The organism is Cellulomonas sp. P2_F12 (genome assembly GCF_056403775.1).
This window is the reverse complement of record NZ_JBFUEV010000001.1, coordinates 991,917-1,008,200: the sequence shown is the minus strand read 5'-3', so window position 1 is coordinate 1,008,200 and position 16,284 is coordinate 991,917. Positions and strand designations below refer to the sequence as shown.

Annotated in this window: 15 protein-coding genes; 10 read left to right on the top strand and 5 right to left on the bottom strand. The window is 70.7% G+C overall.

The features are described from left to right. Window positions 1-11: 11 nt before the first annotated feature. The 4 genes from AC1DWH_RS04590 to AC1DWH_RS04575 all read left to right on the top strand — a co-directional run bounded on the left by AC1DWH_RS04590 (window position 12) and on the right by AC1DWH_RS04575 (window position 3,630). Window positions 12-818, top strand: coding sequence for a CoA transferase subunit A (locus AC1DWH_RS04590; protein ID WP_477092668.1), 807 nt, complete (start codon window positions 12-14; stop codon window positions 816-818). Beyond that, the gene (locus AC1DWH_RS04585; RefSeq protein ID WP_477092667.1) at window positions 775-1,449 is read left to right on the top strand and encodes a 3-oxoacid CoA-transferase subunit B; all 675 of its coding nucleotides are present in this window, start codon (window positions 775-777) and stop codon (window positions 1,447-1,449) included. The genes AC1DWH_RS04590 and AC1DWH_RS04585 overlap by 44 nt, the downstream gene beginning before the upstream one ends. Before the next feature lie 145 nt (window positions 1,450-1,594). Further along, window positions 1,595-2,620: a VOC family protein gene (locus AC1DWH_RS04580; RefSeq protein ID WP_477092666.1), complete on the top strand. Its 1,026-nt coding sequence runs from the start codon at window positions 1,595-1,597 to the stop codon at window positions 2,618-2,620. Then, window positions 2,620-3,630: a fumarylacetoacetate hydrolase family protein gene (locus AC1DWH_RS04575; protein WP_477092665.1), complete on the top strand. Its 1,011-nt coding sequence runs from the start codon at window positions 2,620-2,622 to the stop codon at window positions 3,628-3,630. The genes AC1DWH_RS04580 and AC1DWH_RS04575 overlap by 1 nt, the downstream gene beginning before the upstream one ends. On the opposite strand, the gene AC1DWH_RS04570 is transcribed toward AC1DWH_RS04575, so the two are convergent. The 5 genes from AC1DWH_RS04570 to AC1DWH_RS04550 all read right to left on the bottom strand — a co-directional run bounded on the left by AC1DWH_RS04570 (window position 3,593) and on the right by AC1DWH_RS04550 (window position 8,928). Beyond that, the gene (locus AC1DWH_RS04570) at window positions 3,593-4,636 is read right to left on the bottom strand and encodes a LysR family transcriptional regulator (RefSeq protein WP_477092664.1); all 1,044 of its coding nucleotides are present in this window, start codon (window positions 4,634-4,636) and stop codon (window positions 3,593-3,595) included. The genes AC1DWH_RS04575 and AC1DWH_RS04570 overlap by 38 nt on opposite strands. Window positions 4,637-4,716: 80 nt before the next feature. After that, complete coding sequence (locus AC1DWH_RS04565; RefSeq protein WP_477092663.1) at window positions 4,717-5,757, bottom strand: amidohydrolase family protein; 1,041 nt, start codon at window positions 5,755-5,757, stop codon at window positions 4,717-4,719. Further along, on the bottom strand, window positions 5,754-6,884 hold the full coding sequence (locus AC1DWH_RS04560; RefSeq protein ID WP_477092662.1) for an FAD-dependent monooxygenase: 1,131 nt from the start codon (window positions 6,882-6,884) through the stop codon (window positions 5,754-5,756). The genes AC1DWH_RS04565 and AC1DWH_RS04560 overlap by 4 nt, the downstream gene beginning before the upstream one ends. Before the next feature lie 26 nt (window positions 6,885-6,910). Continuing rightward, window positions 6,911-7,930, bottom strand: a complete 1,020-nt coding sequence (locus tag AC1DWH_RS04555) for a cyclase family protein (RefSeq protein ID WP_477092661.1) — start codon at window positions 7,928-7,930, stop codon at window positions 6,911-6,913. Further along, a complete protein-coding gene (locus AC1DWH_RS04550) occupies window positions 7,927-8,928 on the bottom strand; it encodes a fumarylacetoacetate hydrolase family protein (protein WP_477092660.1) in 1,002 nt (333 codons plus the stop codon). The genes AC1DWH_RS04555 and AC1DWH_RS04550 overlap by 4 nt, the downstream gene beginning before the upstream one ends. Window positions 8,929-9,120: 192 nt before the next feature. Between AC1DWH_RS04550 and AC1DWH_RS04545 the strand changes: the two genes are divergently transcribed. The 6 genes from AC1DWH_RS04545 to AC1DWH_RS04520 all read left to right on the top strand — a co-directional run bounded on the left by AC1DWH_RS04545 (window position 9,121) and on the right by AC1DWH_RS04520 (window position 16,279). Then, the gene (locus AC1DWH_RS04545) at window positions 9,121-10,197 is read left to right on the top strand and encodes a cupin domain-containing protein (protein ID WP_477092659.1); all 1,077 of its coding nucleotides are present in this window, start codon (window positions 9,121-9,123) and stop codon (window positions 10,195-10,197) included. Window positions 10,198-10,200: 3 nt separating this feature from the next. Then, window positions 10,201-10,731 (top strand): maleylpyruvate isomerase N-terminal domain-containing protein, encoded by a 531-nt coding sequence (locus AC1DWH_RS04540; RefSeq protein ID WP_477092658.1) that lies wholly within the window; start codon window positions 10,201-10,203, stop codon window positions 10,729-10,731. Window positions 10,732-10,893: 162 nt separating this feature from the next. Beyond that, window positions 10,894-12,105 carry an MFS transporter gene (locus AC1DWH_RS04535; protein ID WP_477092657.1) on the top strand — a complete coding sequence of 404 codons (1,212 nt, stop codon included), beginning with the start codon at window positions 10,894-10,896 and terminating at the stop codon, window positions 12,103-12,105. Between the two features lie 252 nt (window positions 12,106-12,357). Beyond that, complete coding sequence (locus AC1DWH_RS04530) at window positions 12,358-12,864, top strand: GNAT family N-acetyltransferase (RefSeq protein WP_477092656.1); 507 nt, start codon at window positions 12,358-12,360, stop codon at window positions 12,862-12,864. A gap of 64 nt (window positions 12,865-12,928) precedes the next feature. Further along, on the top strand, window positions 12,929-13,696 hold the full coding sequence (locus tag AC1DWH_RS04525) for a DinB family protein (RefSeq protein WP_477092655.1): 768 nt from the start codon (window positions 12,929-12,931) through the stop codon (window positions 13,694-13,696). A 153-nt stretch (window positions 13,697-13,849) separates the two neighbouring features. Next, a complete protein-coding gene (locus tag AC1DWH_RS04520; protein WP_477092654.1) occupies window positions 13,850-16,279 on the top strand; it encodes a glycoside hydrolase family 2 TIM barrel-domain containing protein in 2,430 nt (809 codons plus the stop codon). Window positions 16,280-16,284 lie beyond the last annotated feature (5 nt).

Genomic DNA, 16,284 nt, shown 5'->3' with positions numbered 1-16,284 from the left:
AGGGCGCACCGATGGACAAGGTGATCGCAGACCCGGCGGCAGCCGTGAGTGCGATAGCGCACGGCGCGAGCATCGCCGTCGGGGGATTCGGGCTGTGCGGCATCCCCAGCGTCCTCATCCAGGCGCTGCTCGACCAGGGTGCGACCGACCTGAGCATCGTCTCGAACAACTGCGGGATCGACGGAGCCGGACTGGGCCTGCTGCTCGAAGCGGGCCGCATCGCTCGCATCACGGCGTCCTACGTCGGCGAGAACAAGGAGTTCGCGCGGCAGTACCTCGCCGGCGAGCTCGAGGTCGAACTCACCCCACAAGGCACCCTTGCCGAGCGGCTGCGCGCCGGTGGGGCCGGCATCGGAGCGTTCTACACGCCAACCGGGGTCGGAACCCAGATCGCCGAGGGCGGACTTCCCTGGAGATTCGGCGCCGACGGCTCCGTCGCCACGGCCTCGCCGGCGAAGGAGGTTCGCCTGTTCGGAGGGCGCGAGATGGTGCTCGAGGAAGCAATCACCACCGACATCGCCCTGGTGCGCGCTGCCCGCGCAGACCGCCACGGGAACGCGGTCTTTCACGCGGCCGCGCGCAACTTCAACCCCCTGGCCGCGCAGGCGGGGCGCGTCACGATCCTCGAGGCCGAGGAGCTTGTCGACGTGGGTGACCTCGATCCCGACGAGGTCCACCTCCCGGGCATCTACGTCCAGCACGTCGTGCCGCTCGACGAGGCCCGAGCGGCGGCCAAGGGCATCGAACGGGTCACCGTGCGGCGGGAGGTGGACCGTGGCGCTCACGCGCGACGAGCTTGCGGCACGTGCGGCGGCTGAGCTGCACGACGGTCAGTACGTCAACCTGGGGATCGGCCTGCCGACCCTCATCCCGGACCATCTGCCGATCGGCGCCGATGTCGTCCTGCAGTCCGAGAACGGCATCCTCGGCGTGGGGCCCTACCCGGCGTCGGCGCACGTCGATCCCGACCTCATCAACGCCGGCAAGGAGACGGTCACGGTTCGCGACGGCGCCTCGTTCTTCGACTCCGCCGCGAGCTTCGGGATGATCCGCGGCGGCCATGTCGACGTCGCCGTGCTCGGCGCGATGCAGGTCAGTCCCGCCGGCGACCTCGCCAACTGGATGGTTCCGGGAAAGCTGGTCAAGGGCATGGGTGGGGCCATGGATCTCGTCCACGGCGCGCGCCGCATCATCGTGGTGATGGAGCACCTGACCCGCGACGGCGCACCGAAGCTGCTGCGTGCGTGCACGCTCCCGCTGACCGGGCGTGGGGTCGTCGACCGGGTCGTCACGGACCTCGCCGTCCTCGACGTCGCCGGAGACCACTTCGCCGTGGTCGAGCTCGCACCCGGAACCTCCTGGGCGGAGGTCGTCGACGCCACGGACGCGCCAGTGCGCGACGTCCGAGCGGGGCGTTCCGGCGCGCGCGCTGTCCGAGCCCAGGCATAGGCGGGAGCGATGCCGGGCATCGCCGATCTCGTCTTCTCGACCGGCCGCATGAGAAGGCATCGTCTTCTCGTCGCACATCGCCGTGCCACCCAGCACTGGGATCGGTCCCGAGGAGAACCCGGACCGATCCGAGAAAGGACCTGCCGTGTTCCAGCTCCTCTCGCACCTCGCTCACCTCGAGGTCACCTCGCCGGACGTCGAGGCGTCTGCGGCGTTCTACGTCAACGGGTTCGGCCTGCGGATCGTCGACCGGGACGCGGACGGCTCGGTCTACCTGCGGTGCTGGGGCGACCACTACGCGTACAGCCTGATCGTGTCGCCCGGTGACCAGCCGTCGGTCAAGAACATGGCGTGGCGGACGGCGAGCCCGGAGGCTCTGGAGGAGGCAGCACGCCGGATCGAGGCGGCCGGCGTGACCGGGCGGTGGAGCGAGGGCCGCCAGGGGCACGGTCGGTCGTACCAGTTCACCGGACCGTACGGGCACACGATGGAGCTGTTCTGGGAGATCGAGAAGTACCACGCGACCGACGAGAACGCGTCGATCTTCCCGGACCGGCCGGAGAAGCGGTCCAGCCACGCGGCCGCGCCGCGCTTCCTCGACCATGTGACGGTCGCGGCCTCCGACGTCCGGGGCTTCTGCGACTGGTACAACGAGGTCCTGGACTTCCGGATCATGGCGTACACGGTTCTCGACCACGTGCCGGTCACCGTGTTTGGGGTCCTCACGACCAACGAGAAGTCGCACGACCTCGGGGTCGTCCTGGACTCGTCGAGCATCCCGGGCCGCGTCAACCACATCGCGTTCTGGACCGACTCGGACACCGAGCTGGTCCGCACGGCGGACGTGCTGATGGAGAACGGCGTCGAGATCGAGTACGGACCGTCGATCCACGGGATCGGCGAGCAGACCTACCTCTACTTCCGGGAGCCGTCGCGCCTGCGGGTGGAGCTGAACTCGGGCGGCTACCGCAACTACGTGCCCGACTGGACGCCGAACGACTGGACGCCGTCGACCGGCTCCAACAGCATCTACCGGAACTCCGCGATGCCGATGTCGATGACGGAGTCCTTCCCTCACGACCCCGGCCACCCGACGGCAACCGAGGAGGGCGTCCTGCCCGGTACGGAGGACGCGCTGCTGAACCCCTACGCGGTCCAGGGCCGAGGCTGATGAAGCTCGCCTCGTACCGGCACGGAGGGGAGCAGCACGCAGGGATCGTTCTCGGCGATGCCGGGGACGAGGTGGTCCGGGCGCTCGCGCCGGGTGCCACCGTCCTCGGCGTCGCGACCCTCGATCGCCATGCGGCGGCCGCGGCGGCATCCTGGGCGATGGCGAGCTCCCCGGCCGTTCCGGTCGTGGAGGTCCGGCTCCTCCCACCTGTGCGGCCCACCTCGATCCGCGACTTCGTCGCCTTCGAGGAGCACGTCGAGGGGGTCGTGCGCAGCGTCTCCGGCGGTGCCGGCGTTCCGGCGGAGTGGTACCAGGCTCCGGCGTTCTACTTCGGCAACCCGCACAGCGTTGTCGGAGCTCGGGACGACGTGGAGATCCCGCCGGGCTGCGAGGTGTTCGACTTCGAGCTCGAGATCGCCGCGGTGATCGGTGAGCACGGCCGGGACCTCGATCCCGTTCGCGCACGCGAGCACATCGTCGGCTACACGATCCTGAACGACTGGTCGGCGCGCGACCTGCAAGCCGTCGAGATGAAGGTCGGCCTCGGACCCGCCAAGGGCAAGGACTCGGCGAACACCCTGGGCCCGTGGCTGGTGACGGCCGACGAGCTCGAGGAGTTCCGCGACGCGGACGGGTACCTCGCCCTGGACATGCGCGCATGGGTCAACGGCCAGGCCGTGGGTCAGGACCTCTCGTCGAACGCATCGTGGACGTTCGAGGAGATGCTCGCGCACGCCTCTCGCGGATCGTGGGTGGGGGCCGGCGACGTGCTGGGGTCGGGCACGTGCGGCAACGGCGGATGCCTCGCAGAGCTCTGGGGGAGGTCCGGCGCCCGACAACCGCGACCGCTCACTGCCGGGGACGTGGTTCGGCTCGAGGTCGAGGGGCTCGGTGTGGTCGAGAACCGCGTGGTGAACCGCCCGGCCGGGGCACCGGGCCGGGCCGTGGGGGCGGCTCGCGTCCGCGACCGGGTCAGGACGCGGTCCGGGTCGAACGCGGTGGTGGTGTGAGTCCCGACGACTGGTCGGGGTCGGACGCCTCGGACGGATCGACGCCCTGTGCCGCCTCGAGGATGACTGATCTCAACCATGCGTGACCTGGTTCGAGCTGCTGGGAGGGATGCCACCACAGCGCCTCGACGAGGGGAATCACCTCGAAGGGGCACGGCAGCGTGCGCAGTCGGTGTCCGCGCATCAGGTGCGGAACGAGCCGCTCCTGGACCAGCGCGATGCGGTCGGTGCCCACGAGGAACTGGGGGATGGCCAAGAAGCTCTCGACGACGATCTGGACGTGGACGTCGACCCCGAGGTTCTCGAGCTGGCGCATCGGGGGAGTGAATGCTGATGACGAGCGGTAGCTGACGACCCAAGGGATGCGCGCGAGGTCGGCCAACGTGACCTCGTCGCCGATCGTCGGATGGTCGGCGTCGACGATGCAGACCCACGTGTCGGTGAACAGGTCGAGGTGAGGCAGGCCCGACAGGAAGCCCCGGGGCAAGATCATCGCGTCGGCCTCGCGGAGCACCTCCTCCGCCTTTTCGATCAGCTGAGGGGTGTGCGGGTGGAACTCGACACGAATCCCGGGCGCGCGCTCCGCGACGATCTGGCTGACCGCCGTGCCGATCACGCTGAGTGAGTAGTCGGCGACGAGCACGCTGAACACCCGGTCGGACCGTGAGGGCTGGAAGGTGGGCGAGACGGAGAAGACGCGCTGCACCGACGCCATGGCCGCGCCAGTCCGCTCCCGCAGCTGCTCAGCGAACGGCGTGAGCTCGTAGGCGTTTCCGACCCGGACGAGCAGCGGGTCGTTGAAGTGCCGGCGCAGGCGCGCCAGTGAGGCGCTGAGTGCCGGCTGGCTCAGCCCGAGCTTCGCCGCGGCGTTGGTGACACTGCGCTCGCGCAGCAGGGCGTCCAGCGCGGTGAGGAGATTCAGGTTCAGGTTGGCGATGTTCATCGTCGGCCTTCCGGCGAACGGGCGCCACAGGACGTCGTTGTCGGTGGGCGCGCCATGGTTCATCGTAGGAGCACGCCCGGCACTCGGCGCCCTGCTCGGTGCACCGGGCGTGGGCGGCTCGAGGAGATGCGCGTTCGAGGTGGTCACGACCGCAGGCCGGCGCGGAGTCCGAGCCGATGGGCGTTGCCGCGTTGGATGGCATTGACCTCGTAGGCCGTCAGCCCCGACGCGTGCAGCTCGGCCACGGGGTCGTCCGAGCCCATGTCGAACGGGTGGTCAGTTCCCATGCAGACGTGTTCCACGCCGACCGAGTCCACGAGGGTCCGCAACGATCGTCGGTCGTGGACGACGGAGTCGAACCACATCGTGCGCAGGTAGGAGCTCGGTGCCTTCGCGCAGGTCCGCGCTTCGGCGCGCACGTGCCACGCCCGGTCGTTGCGACCCAGGTAGGTCGGCAGGTAGCCGCCTCCGTGAGCGCCCAGGATCTGCAGGCCCGGGTGCCGGTCGAGGACTCCGGCGAAGATCAGGTGGGACAGCGCGACAGTCGTCTCGACGGGCTGTCCGACGGAGTTCGACAGGTACCAGGTGTCGAGGCGCTCGTCGAGCGTGCAGCCGAACGGATGGACGAACACCACGACTCCGAGCGCGGCCGCCTCAGCCCAGAGCTCCTCGAGTCGCGGGTCCGAGAGCTCGACGATCCCGCCCGCAGGATCCGGCGCGTGCGACGAGATCTCGACGCCGCGCAGCCCCTTCGCGACGGCATCACGGAGCGCTGCTGCCGCCAGGTGCGGGTGCTGGAGCGGCACGAGCCCGAGGCCGGTGAGCCGGGTGGGGGCGGCCTGGACGGCTTGCGCGACGCCGTCGTTCACGCGCCGCGCCAGGTCGAGCGCCAGAGGCTCGTCGGCCCAGTAGTGATACTGGGCCGGCGACGGGGACAGCACCTGGACGTCGACACCCTGGCGATCCATCAGCTCGAGGCGCTCGTCGGTCCGGACGAGGAGCGAGCCGCGTTCCCGGATCATCGTGGCGGACACGGCCGTCGACTCCGCGCCGTTCCGGCGCAGGTCGAGGTCGCGTTGCGAGGCGAGTCCGGGGTGGTCGGCGACGAGCCGCTCGACATCGGGGACGAGGACGTGTGCATGCACGTCGACGGACGGGAGTCGTCCGAACGTGTCGCTGCTCATGCGGGTTCCGTCACGAGCGCGGAGATGCGGCCCATGAGGCCGGGGACGTCGCCTCGCTCGCCATCGATGAGCCACTGGCCGAGCTGGACCGACGCCTCGACGACTGCGCGCGCCCGGTCGTAGCGACGCTCCGTGAACGACTGCCAGAGGACGTCGTCCACCGTGTCGCTCGAGAGGAGCAGCTCCGCCAGGACGGCTGCGTCCTCGAGAGCCTGCGCCGCTCCCTGAGCAAGAGTCGGCGGGCATGCGTGGGCGGCATCCCCGATCAGCACCACGCGCCCCCGGTTCCACGGCTCGTCGAGGACGTGGGTCTCGAACCACGTGTAGCTCACCCGGGTCGCGTCTGTCAGGGTCGGACGGATCTCGTCCCACGGGCCCCCGTAGCCCTCCGAGAGACGCACCATCTCGCTCAGCTGCTCGTCGGGCGTGAGCGCGCTGCGGTCCTGGGCCTCCTCGACGATGTAGGCGTACAGGGAGTCGGGTCCCGTCGGGCAGTAGCCGGCGATGTACTGCGGACCCCCGTAGAACAGGTCGGTGCGGGTGACGCTGTCCGGGCGGGTGGTGAACGCCCGCCAGATGCCCATCCCCGTCGACCGCGTCTCGAGTGGTACGCCGATCATCCGACGCGTCCACGACCGGATCCCGTCCGCGCCCACGACCAGGTCGTACCGGCCGCGCGACCCGTCCGAGAGCTCGACGTCGACGCCGGACTCGTCCTGGTCGATGCCGGTGCACGTCGTGGCGAGCTTGATCTTCACGCCGACCTCGGCAGCGCGCGCGTGGAGCACCCGAGCGAGGTCCTGGCGCGGCATCCCGAGGGCCGCTGGAAGGTCCCGGCCGCCGGTCCGGGCGTCGGGCAGGACCGCGAGGAGCGTTCCGGCAGGATCGGGCGCGCGCAGGCCGAGCGTGTCGAACCCGTAGCCGGCCTTCTCCACCTCGCTCCAGACGCCCAGGTCCCGAAGTACCCGCAGGGCGTTGCCCTGGAGCGTGATGCCGGATCCCAACGCGACGATGTCGGGCTTGATCTCGACGAGGTCGACCTCGATGCCGCCCTCGGCGAGCAGGATGGCCGTGGCGACGCCGGCCGCACCTCCGCCGACGACCAGGACGTTACTGACTGCTGGCATGTTCGCTCCTTCGAGAACGATGCGAGTTACTTCACCGCGAGGGGGTTCACCGGGGCGCCGACCGCACCGGTGAAAGGGATGGGGGCAGCCGTGAGCCAGAAGTCGTAGACACCGTCCTGGGCACAGTCCGCGGCGAGGGCGTCCAGGTCCCACATCTCGCCGACGAACAGGCCCATGTTGGGGATCACGACCTGGTGCAGAGGCTGGAACGCGTCGTCGAACTCGTTTGGTCGGACCTCGAAGCCCCACGTGTCGGTGGCGATCGCGGCGACATCCGTCCGTCGCAACCATCCGGCGGTAGTGATCGAGAGCCCGGGCGCGGGACCGCCTGCGTACTGGCCCCAGCCCTCCCGTTTGGCTCGCGCCAGGCGGCCCGTGCGCACCAGGACGATGTCACCGGGCCCGATCGTCGAGGTCGGGCCCTGGGCGCTGATGCACGCGCGGAGGTGGTCGGTCGTGATCGCGAACCCGTCGGCGAGCTCTCCGCCGGCACCGCCGGCGTCCTCGCCGAGCAGGCGGCCGACATCCAGCAGCACGCCACGCCCGGCGATCTGCGCGGCGGCGGTCTCGATCCCGGTGACCTGGTCGCCGGCACTCGTCACGACGTCGCCGGCCCTGCGACCGTTGTAGGCCCGGCCGTGGTCGAAGATGTGGCCCAGGCCGTCCCACTGCGTCGAGCACTGCAGCGGCATGGCCACCACGTCGTCTGCTCCGCCCAGCCCGTGCGGAAAGCCCTGGATCCCACGCTCGGCGTCCACGCCCGTGTCGAGCATCGTGTGCACCGGGTTCGTGCGACGACGCCAACCGTTCTGCGGACCATTCATGTCGAACGGCAGCGACAGCGAGAACGTGCGGCCACGGCGGACGAGCGCAGCCGCAGCCGCACGCTTCGCGTCGTCGATGAGGTTGAGCGTGCCGAGCACGTCGTCCTCACCCCACCGCCCGGTGTTCGAGCAGGCGGTGGCCAGGACGCCGATGAGACCTTCCGGGTCGGACCGGTCGAGGGTCGACGGGTCCAGGTCGACGATGTCGTCCAGCGAGGTCATGCGACGTCAACGGTCGTGGGGTCGACGAACGTCGTCCGCTGGGCACCGAGTCCGGAGATCGTGGCGTCGATGACGTCGCCCGCGTGAAGGAACCGTCGCCAGTGCATGCCGTTGCCTGCGGGGCTGCCCGTGAGGACGAGGTCGCCGGGGGACAACGCGACGAAGTGGGACGCGTGCGAGACGAGCGAGGCGACGTCGAAGAGCATGTCCTTGGCGGACTCGTCCTGCATGACCTCGCCGTTGAGGCTCAGGGTCAGGCGCAGGTCGGCGGGGTCACCGACGAGTCCGGACGGCACGAGGTACGGGCCGAGGGGCAGGAATCCAGGTGCGTTCTTCGCCCGCAGCCAGTCAGTCCCGATCTCGGGCATGTCCTTCCGGAAGATCAGGTCCCGCGTGGTCAGGTCGTTGGCGATCGTGTAGCCGGCCACGCAGGCGAGCGCGTCGTCGCGGCCGACCTGGTAGGCGGGGCGGCCGATCACGGCGACCAGCTCGAGCTCCCAGTCGTGCTGCTCGCTGTAGCCCGGCAGCTCGACGTCGTCGTACGGGCCCGTGATTGCCGACGATGCCCCGCTGAACAGGTACGGGATGCCGGTGCGCGCACGCTCGTCCATCATGGCCGCCGCTTCCACCCGGACCTGGTCTTCCGTGCGGCCGGCCGAGAGCTCGGTGTGCTTCACCGCGAGGTCGAGGACGTGGGTGCGGTAGTTCGCCCCGGCCTGCAGGATCTGGCGGGGCGCGACGGGCGGCAGGACCGACAGCTCGCCGACCGGCAGCCAGCGCCCCGGCCGCAGCTCAGCGAGGCCGGCGAGCAGGGGAGCGACGGCGTCCCACTGCTGGAGCAGCTCGTCCGTCGAGCGCACCGGTGCGAGGTGCTCGGGGATCGACGCGAGGTCGAGCACCTCGGACCCGACGATCAGGCCGGCGAAGGGGCCGGAGCCGGCGTCGAAGGTCCCGACGGCGTACGCCGTCGTCGGCGGCAGGGGGGTGGCGGTGCTCACGAGTTCGTCCGTCCTTCTTTGCACGGTGCGCCGTTGTCGGCGGCTAAAGGATCGGTCGGCGCAACCGCACCGTGAAGCCGCTGATCAGTGATCCCGCGCATCATGAGTTCTGATGCCAGGACGCGCCCGATCGCCTTGTCGACGTCGGAACCGGTGGGATAGCAACGACTCGTCTCCGACGAGAGGGCTGCAATGAAGCAGATGGACGGCACCGCCGACACACCCGAGCTGGCGCGCCTGTACGAGGATTTCGCCGCGATCAGCACGAGCCCGCTCTGGACTCAACGCGACGACCTGATGCCGATGGCACCGACGCCCAGAGCGGTGCCGCACGTCTGGCGGTGGAAGCAGCTGTTCGACATCGCCGAGCGCAGCGGGGCGCTGGTTCCGGTCGGCCGCGGCGGTGAGCGCCGTGCGATCGGCCTGGCCAATCCCGGTCTGCCGGGGACGGCCTACGCGACCCCGACGCTCTGGTGCGCCATCCAGTACCTCGGCGGCCACGAGACCGCGCCCGAGCATCGCCACGCGCAAAACGCGTTCCGGTTCGTGATCGAGGGTGAGGGCGTGTGGACCGTCGTGAACGGCGACCCGGTCGCCATGCGCCGCGGGGACCTGCTCCTGACGCCCGGGTGGAACTTCCACGGTCACCACAACGACACGGACCAACCGATGGCGTGGATCGACGGTCTTGACGTGCCCCTGTCGCACTACACGGACGTCGGCTTCTTCGAGTTCGGCGCCGAGCGCGTCACAGACGAGGCATCGCCCCCCATCTCACGCAACGAGAGGCTCTGGGCGCACCCGGGCCTCCGCCCCCTCAGCGAGCTGGGGTCACGCGTCAGCTCGCCGCTCATGGCGTACCGGTGGGAGCACACAGACCGGGCCCTCACGGAGCAGCTGGCGCTCGAGGACGAGGGCCAGCCTGCGACTGTCGAGCAGGGCCACGCGGCGATCCGCTACATCAACCCGACGACCGGCGGCGACGTGATGCCCACGCTGCGCGCCGAGTTCCACCGCCTGCGGGCCGGCACGGTCACGCCTGTCCGGCACGAGGTCGGCTCGTCCGTGTGGCAGGTGTTCGAGGGGACGGGGACCGCCATCCTCGGCGGAGTCGAGCACGCGGTGGACAAGGGGGACCTGTTCGCCGTGCCGAGCTGGACGTCGTGGTCGCTCGCCGCGGGCAGCGAGCTCGATCTGTTCCGCTTCAACGACGGTCCGGTGATCGAGGCGCTCGGCTTCGCGCGCACGTACCTGCCCGGTCGAGGCTGAAGGGTGCCGGCTCGCACAGACCGCACCGACGACGCGTCGATCCTCGCCGACCTGCTGGTGGCGCGTCGTGCTCAGGCCTACTACGCGAGGCAGCTTCGCGGCCTGGCCGACGAGCAGCTCGACGAACCGTCCGACGTCAACGGATGGTCGCGACGTCGGCTGGTGGCACACGTCGCCTTGGACGCGCGCGCGCTGACGCGAAGCACGGAGTGGGTCGAGACCCGGGTGTACGAACCGATGTGGTCGTCACCCACCGAGCGCGACGAGGTCGAGGCGTTCACCGCGACCCTGCCGTCCCAGGCGCTGCGCAACCTCGCGCAGCACACCGCGATCCACCTGGACGTCGAGTGGCGCGACCTGCGACCGGCGGCATGGGACGAACGCGTTCCCAGCCTCGACGTTCAGGCCATCGAGCTCAGAGCGACCGTCCCTGCCCGATCGAGGACGCTGTGGTGGGCGGCGGTAGGCCTCGGCAACGGAGGTCGGATCGAGGATGCGCCGGACGTGATCCGCCGCGCGCTGCGGGGCGCCTGATCCCGGCAGCCGCACGGCATCGCCCCGAGCCATCGAGCCCGATGATGCGCGACATCAGCAGATGGGCCGTTGCCGGGCTACCTCCGATGGCCCTCGAATAGGCCCCGCAGCCGCAGTGTCGCGGCGGCGCTGTGCGCGAGCAGGCACCCACCTGGAGGTTCAATGACGAACAGCCCGACCGCCACCTTGCCGATCACGCGCCGAGCCGGCGTCTGGCAGGCCGTCCTGCTTCTGGCGGGCAGCTGCATGCCGGTCCTCGGAGCAGTCCTGATCACCCCGATCCTTCCTCAGCTCTCCGAGGAGTTCGGATCCGTTCCCGGCTCCGAGATCCTCGTCCCGATGATCGTGGCCATCCCCGCGCTGATCATCGCGCTGTTCGCGCCGTTCGCCGGGCAGATCGTCGACCGGCTCGGGCGCAAGCCACTGCTGATCGTCGCGATGTTCGCGTACGCCCTCGCGGGAACTGCGCCGGTCTGGCTCGACGACCTGCACGCGATCCTCGCCAGCAGAGTCCTGGTCGGCGCGTGCGAGGCCGCGATCATGACCGTCTGCACCACGCTGATCATCGACTACTTCCACGAGCCCAAGCGACGTAACCGCTATCTCGGGCTGCAGACCGTCGTGACGACACTGGCCGCAACCCTCTTCATCGCGATCGGCGGCGCCCTGGGGGTCAGCGGATGGCACACGCCGTTCTGGGTCTACGCGATCAGCATCGTCATCGCCGTTCCCATGATCTTCTCGCTGTGGGAGCCGACTGGTGACGAGGAGCGTGCGATGCAGGCGGTGGCCGCTCCGAAGTCGCGGATCCCGTGGGGACAGCTCGGTCTGCCGCTGGTCGTGACGCTCTTCGGCGGCTTCACGTTCTACGTCCTGGTCATCGAGGTCAGCTACCTCGTCGTCGACACCGGTGTCGCCGACACGGACACCAAGACCATCGGGGCGGTGGCCGCGATCGCGTCGCTGGCCACTGCCGCAGGCGCCCTGACGTTCGCTCGGGTGTCGACCACGGCTAAGCCCGTCCTGCTCGCCGTCGGGTTCGGGTTGCAGGCGGTCGGCATGGGCGTGATCGCGTTCGTCCCCGGCATGCCAGGTGTCGTGGTCGGCGCCGTCGTCGCCTCGGCCGGCTCCGGTCTGCTGCTGCCGTCCCTGGTGACCTGGGCGCTCTCGACCGTCCGCTTCGAGGAGCGCGGCCGCTCGACCGGGTTGTGGCAGTCCGCGTTCTTCGGAGGGCAGTTCCTGACCCCGCTGATCATGGGTGGCCTGACCGCTGCGGTCGGCGGACTGGCGCCGGCGGTCGGGGTGGTCGGCGTCCTCGCCGCGATCGTGTGCGTCCTGATGCTGCGAGCGGCGCGGGGGTACGCGGCCGCGTGACCGTCGTGTCGGGTCGTTGCGGGTCGGGGGTTCGAATTCCCTCAGACCCACCGAAGTAGCAGGTCAGAGGCCGTTTCTCCCGTCGGAGAGGCGGCCTTTCGACTGAGGAGGGCCATCGGTCGCCTGCGGGCCGGCGTTCCACCGCCCGTCGGCACGGGCTGCGCCCACAAATCCGCTTCGGCTCCGCGCCACCCGGCCCTACGCTGCCAGGCGCGTCCGAGGCGGGCGCGCCATGCGATCCCGGAGACGACGGTGCTGATCCGACCCGAACGCCCAGACGACGACGCCGACGCGATCGATCGGCTGACCGTGGCCGCCTTCGAGCCGCAGTGGTTCAGCGACGGCTCCGAGGCGCCGATCATCCGACGACTGCGGGCGTCCGGTGACCTGACGCTCTCGCTGGTGGCGGAGGACGACGGCGACGTCGTGGGGCACGTCGCGTTCTCGCCCGTGACGATCGACGGGCTGCACGACGGCTGGTTCGGGCTCGGGCCGATCTCCGTCCGGCTCGACCGGCAGCGGCGGGGGATCGGTCGGGCGCTGGTGGCCGAGGGTCTGCGGCGGCTGCGGGAGCGCGGGGCTCGCGGCTGCGCGCTGATCGGTGACCCGGCGATCTACGGCCGGATGGGCTTCACGGGCGACGGGCCGCTGTCGCACGGTGACCTGGACCGCGCCATCGTCCAGTACGTCACCTTCACGGGACCCTCGCCGCGTGGCGAGCTGCGGTTCGCGCCCGCGTTCGACACCGCCGAGCACTGAGCGACGCCGCGAGCCCGGCGTCCTTGCGTGCCCGATGTCGGACCCCGGTTCTAGCGTGTGTGGCATGGACTTTGAGGATCGGCGGGGCACCGAGCTGGAGAACGTCGACCTGACGGGCTCCCGCTTCACCAGGGTGGACTTCACGGGCTCGACGTTCCGCGCCGTGGCGCTGCAGAACGTGGTGATGCGCGACGTCGAGGTCTCGGGCACCACGATCGACGGCGAGATCGAGAGCCTCGTGGTCAACGGGATCGACGTGGTGCCGCTGGTCGAGGCCGAGCTGGACCGCCGCCACCCCGAGCGCAGCGCGTTCAGACCCACCACGGCGGACGGGTTCCGGGCCGCGTGGGACGTGAACGAGCAGGTGTGGGCGGACACCGTCGAGAGGGCGCGTCGGCTGCCCGAGGAGCGGCTGCACGAATCGGTCGGCGAGGAGTGGTCGTTCATCCAGACCCTCCGTCATCTCGCGTTCGCGTCCGAGTCGTGGGTGGGTCGCGGCGTGCTCGCCGATCCGCGCCCCTGGCACCCGCTGTCCCTGCCGTGGGACCAGATGGAACCCCGGGAGGGCGTGCCGCACGACCGGGACGCCCGGCCGACGCTGGACGAGGCCCTCGCGCTGCGCCTTCGGGCGATGGCGCTCGTCCGGGGCGTCGTCGACGGCCTGACCGACGAGCAGCTCGACGCGCCCGGCGAACCGTTGGTCGGTCCGGGATGGCCCGACGAGGGCGAGGTACTGACTCCGCGGCAGTGCCTCCGCGTCGTCCTCAACGAGGAGTGGTGGCACCGCCGGTACGCGGAGCGCGACCTGACGGTGCTCGAAGAACGCAGGTGACAGCCTCGAGGAGCGCGCGGCGTGGCCGGGCTCGACGACAGCACGCACAGCAGCTCAGCCCTACTCTGGGCTCGCGTCGCCGCGCGTCCGCTTGACCCCCTTCTCTCGCGCGGCGCTACCCGTGCGTTGACCCCGAACGACCCGGAGGACCTGATGTCGGTCATCACCCTGGCGGACGGGTGGCGTTGCCGCCGGCCGCTCGGTCCGTTCGAGGCGTTCGAGGGGACCGGGGCGCAGGTCACCGCGGTGCGGCTGCCGCACGACGCGCTGCGGGACGCCGAGCGCTCGGCCGACGTGCCGGCGCGCGGCAGCGCCGCGTACTACCCGGCCGGGGCCTTCACGTACCTGCGGACCGTGGACGTTCCGGCGGGATGGGCGGGGCGGTCGGTGCGGCTGGAGGTGCAGGGCGCGTTCCGCCGCGCCCAGGTCTTCGTCAACGACGAGTTGGCGGGCAACCGGGCCGATGGATATGCGCGGTTCTTCGTGGATCTGACGCCCTACCTGCGGTTCGGCGCCGCGAACGAGGTGCGGATCGAGGTGCGCTCGGGCCAGGACTCGCGCTGGTACTCCGGTGCCGGCCTGCACCGACCCGTCCTGCTGCACGTCGACGACGCGGTCGCGGTCGTGCCCGACGGGGTGCGGGTGACCACCGTGCGGGTCGAGGACGACCAGGCGGTCGTGGAGATCGCCACCACGCTCGCGAACGCGGGCATGACCACGGCGGCCGTCGTGGTGCGGACCGACGTCGCTGACCTCGACGCGGCGGTGGTCGACGCCGACACCGCGCCGGTGACGCTCGCCCCGGGCGAGACGGTGCTGGTGCGCCAGCGGATGCTCGTGCCGGACCCGGCGCTGTGGAGCGTGGATCACCCGGCCCTGTACACCGCGACCGTGCGGGTGGAGGTACCGGACGCGACCGAGGCGACGGATCCGCGCACGGTGTCGTTCGGCATCCGGACGATCAGCGTGGACGCGCGCAAGGGTCTGCGGATCAACGGTGAACCCGTCCTGCTGCGCGGCGCGTGCCTGCACCACGACAACGGCCCGCTCGGTGCGGCGGCGTTCGGCCGGGCGGAGGAGCGCCGGATCGAGCTGCTCAAGGCGGCCGGGTTCAACGCGATCCGCGGGGCGCACAACCCCGTCTCCGTGGCGATGCTCGATGCGTGCGACCGGCTCGGGATGCTCGTGATGGACGAGGCCTTCGACAGCTGGACCCGGGCCAAGACGACCTACGACTACGCGTTCGAGTTCCCCCAGTGGTGGCGCGAGGACCTCGCCGCGATGGTCGCGAAGGACCTGAACCACCCGAGCGTCATCATGTACTCGCTGGGCAACGAGATCGCCGAGGTCGGCACCCCGCACGGCTCACGGCTGGCCAGGCAGATGGCCGAGCATGTGCGCCTCCTCGACCCGACGCGCCTGATCACCAACGGGGTCAACTCGGTCCTGGCGGTGATGGACGAGCTGCCCGCAGTGATCGAGTCCCAGGGACTCAACGAGGCGATGGCCCAGGACATCGGCGGGACCATGTCTGCGCTCGCCGCGTCCGAGGCGGTGACCCGCCGGACCGCCGAGTCGCATTCGGTGCTCGACGTGGTCGGGCTGAACTACGGCGAGAGCCGCTACGCGCTGGACGCGAACCTGTTCCCGCACCGGGTGCTCGTCGGCTCGGAGACGTTCTCCACCCAGATCGGCAGGCTCTGGCCGATGGTCCAGGAGCACCCGCACGTGATCGGCGACTTCACCTGGACCGGGTGGGACTATCTCGGAGAGGTCGGCATCGGTTCGACCGCCTACGCCGAGGATCCCGAGGCGGTGCCGGGGCTGGAACGCGAGTACCCGTACCTCACGGCCTGGTGCGGCGACCTCGACCTGACCGGCTGGCGGCGCCCGGCGTCGTTCTACCGCGAGATCGTCTTCGGCCTGCGCACCGAGCCGTACATCGCGGTCCGGCGCCCCGAGCACCACGAGCACCGCGTCACCATCCAGTCGCCCTGGGCGTGGAGCGACAGCGTCTCGTCCTGGACGTGGCCCGGCTACGAAGGCCGACCGGTCACCGTCGAGGTCTACGCCGACGCCGACCACGTCGAGCTGCAGCTGGACGGCGCACCGGTCGCGCGCGCCGAGGTCGGTGTCGAACGCCCGCAGACCGCCGTGCTCGAGACGCGGTACGCGCCCGGCGAGCTCGTGGCGGTCGCCCTCCGGGATGGCGCCGAGGTCGGACGCACCGCGCTGCGCACGGCCGGGCCGGTCACGCTCACAGCCTCGGCCGACCGGGTGGTGCTGCGCGACGACGCCGACGACCTCGCCTACGTGGCGATCGAGCTTCGCGACGCCGCCGGGGTGCTGGTGACCGGCGCAGACCGCCCGGTCACCGTGCGGGTCTCCGGTGCCGGCGAGCTCGCCGGGATGTGCTCCGCCAACCCCCGCACGACCGAACGGTTCGCCGACAGCACCTGGCGGACCTTCGACGGCCGGGCGTTGGCCGTCATCCGCCCCACGAGGCAGGGGGAGATCGCCGTGGTCGTCAGTGCCGAGGGCCTCGGCGAGCAGGCGCTCACCTTGTCGGTCCGACCAACCTGATCAGC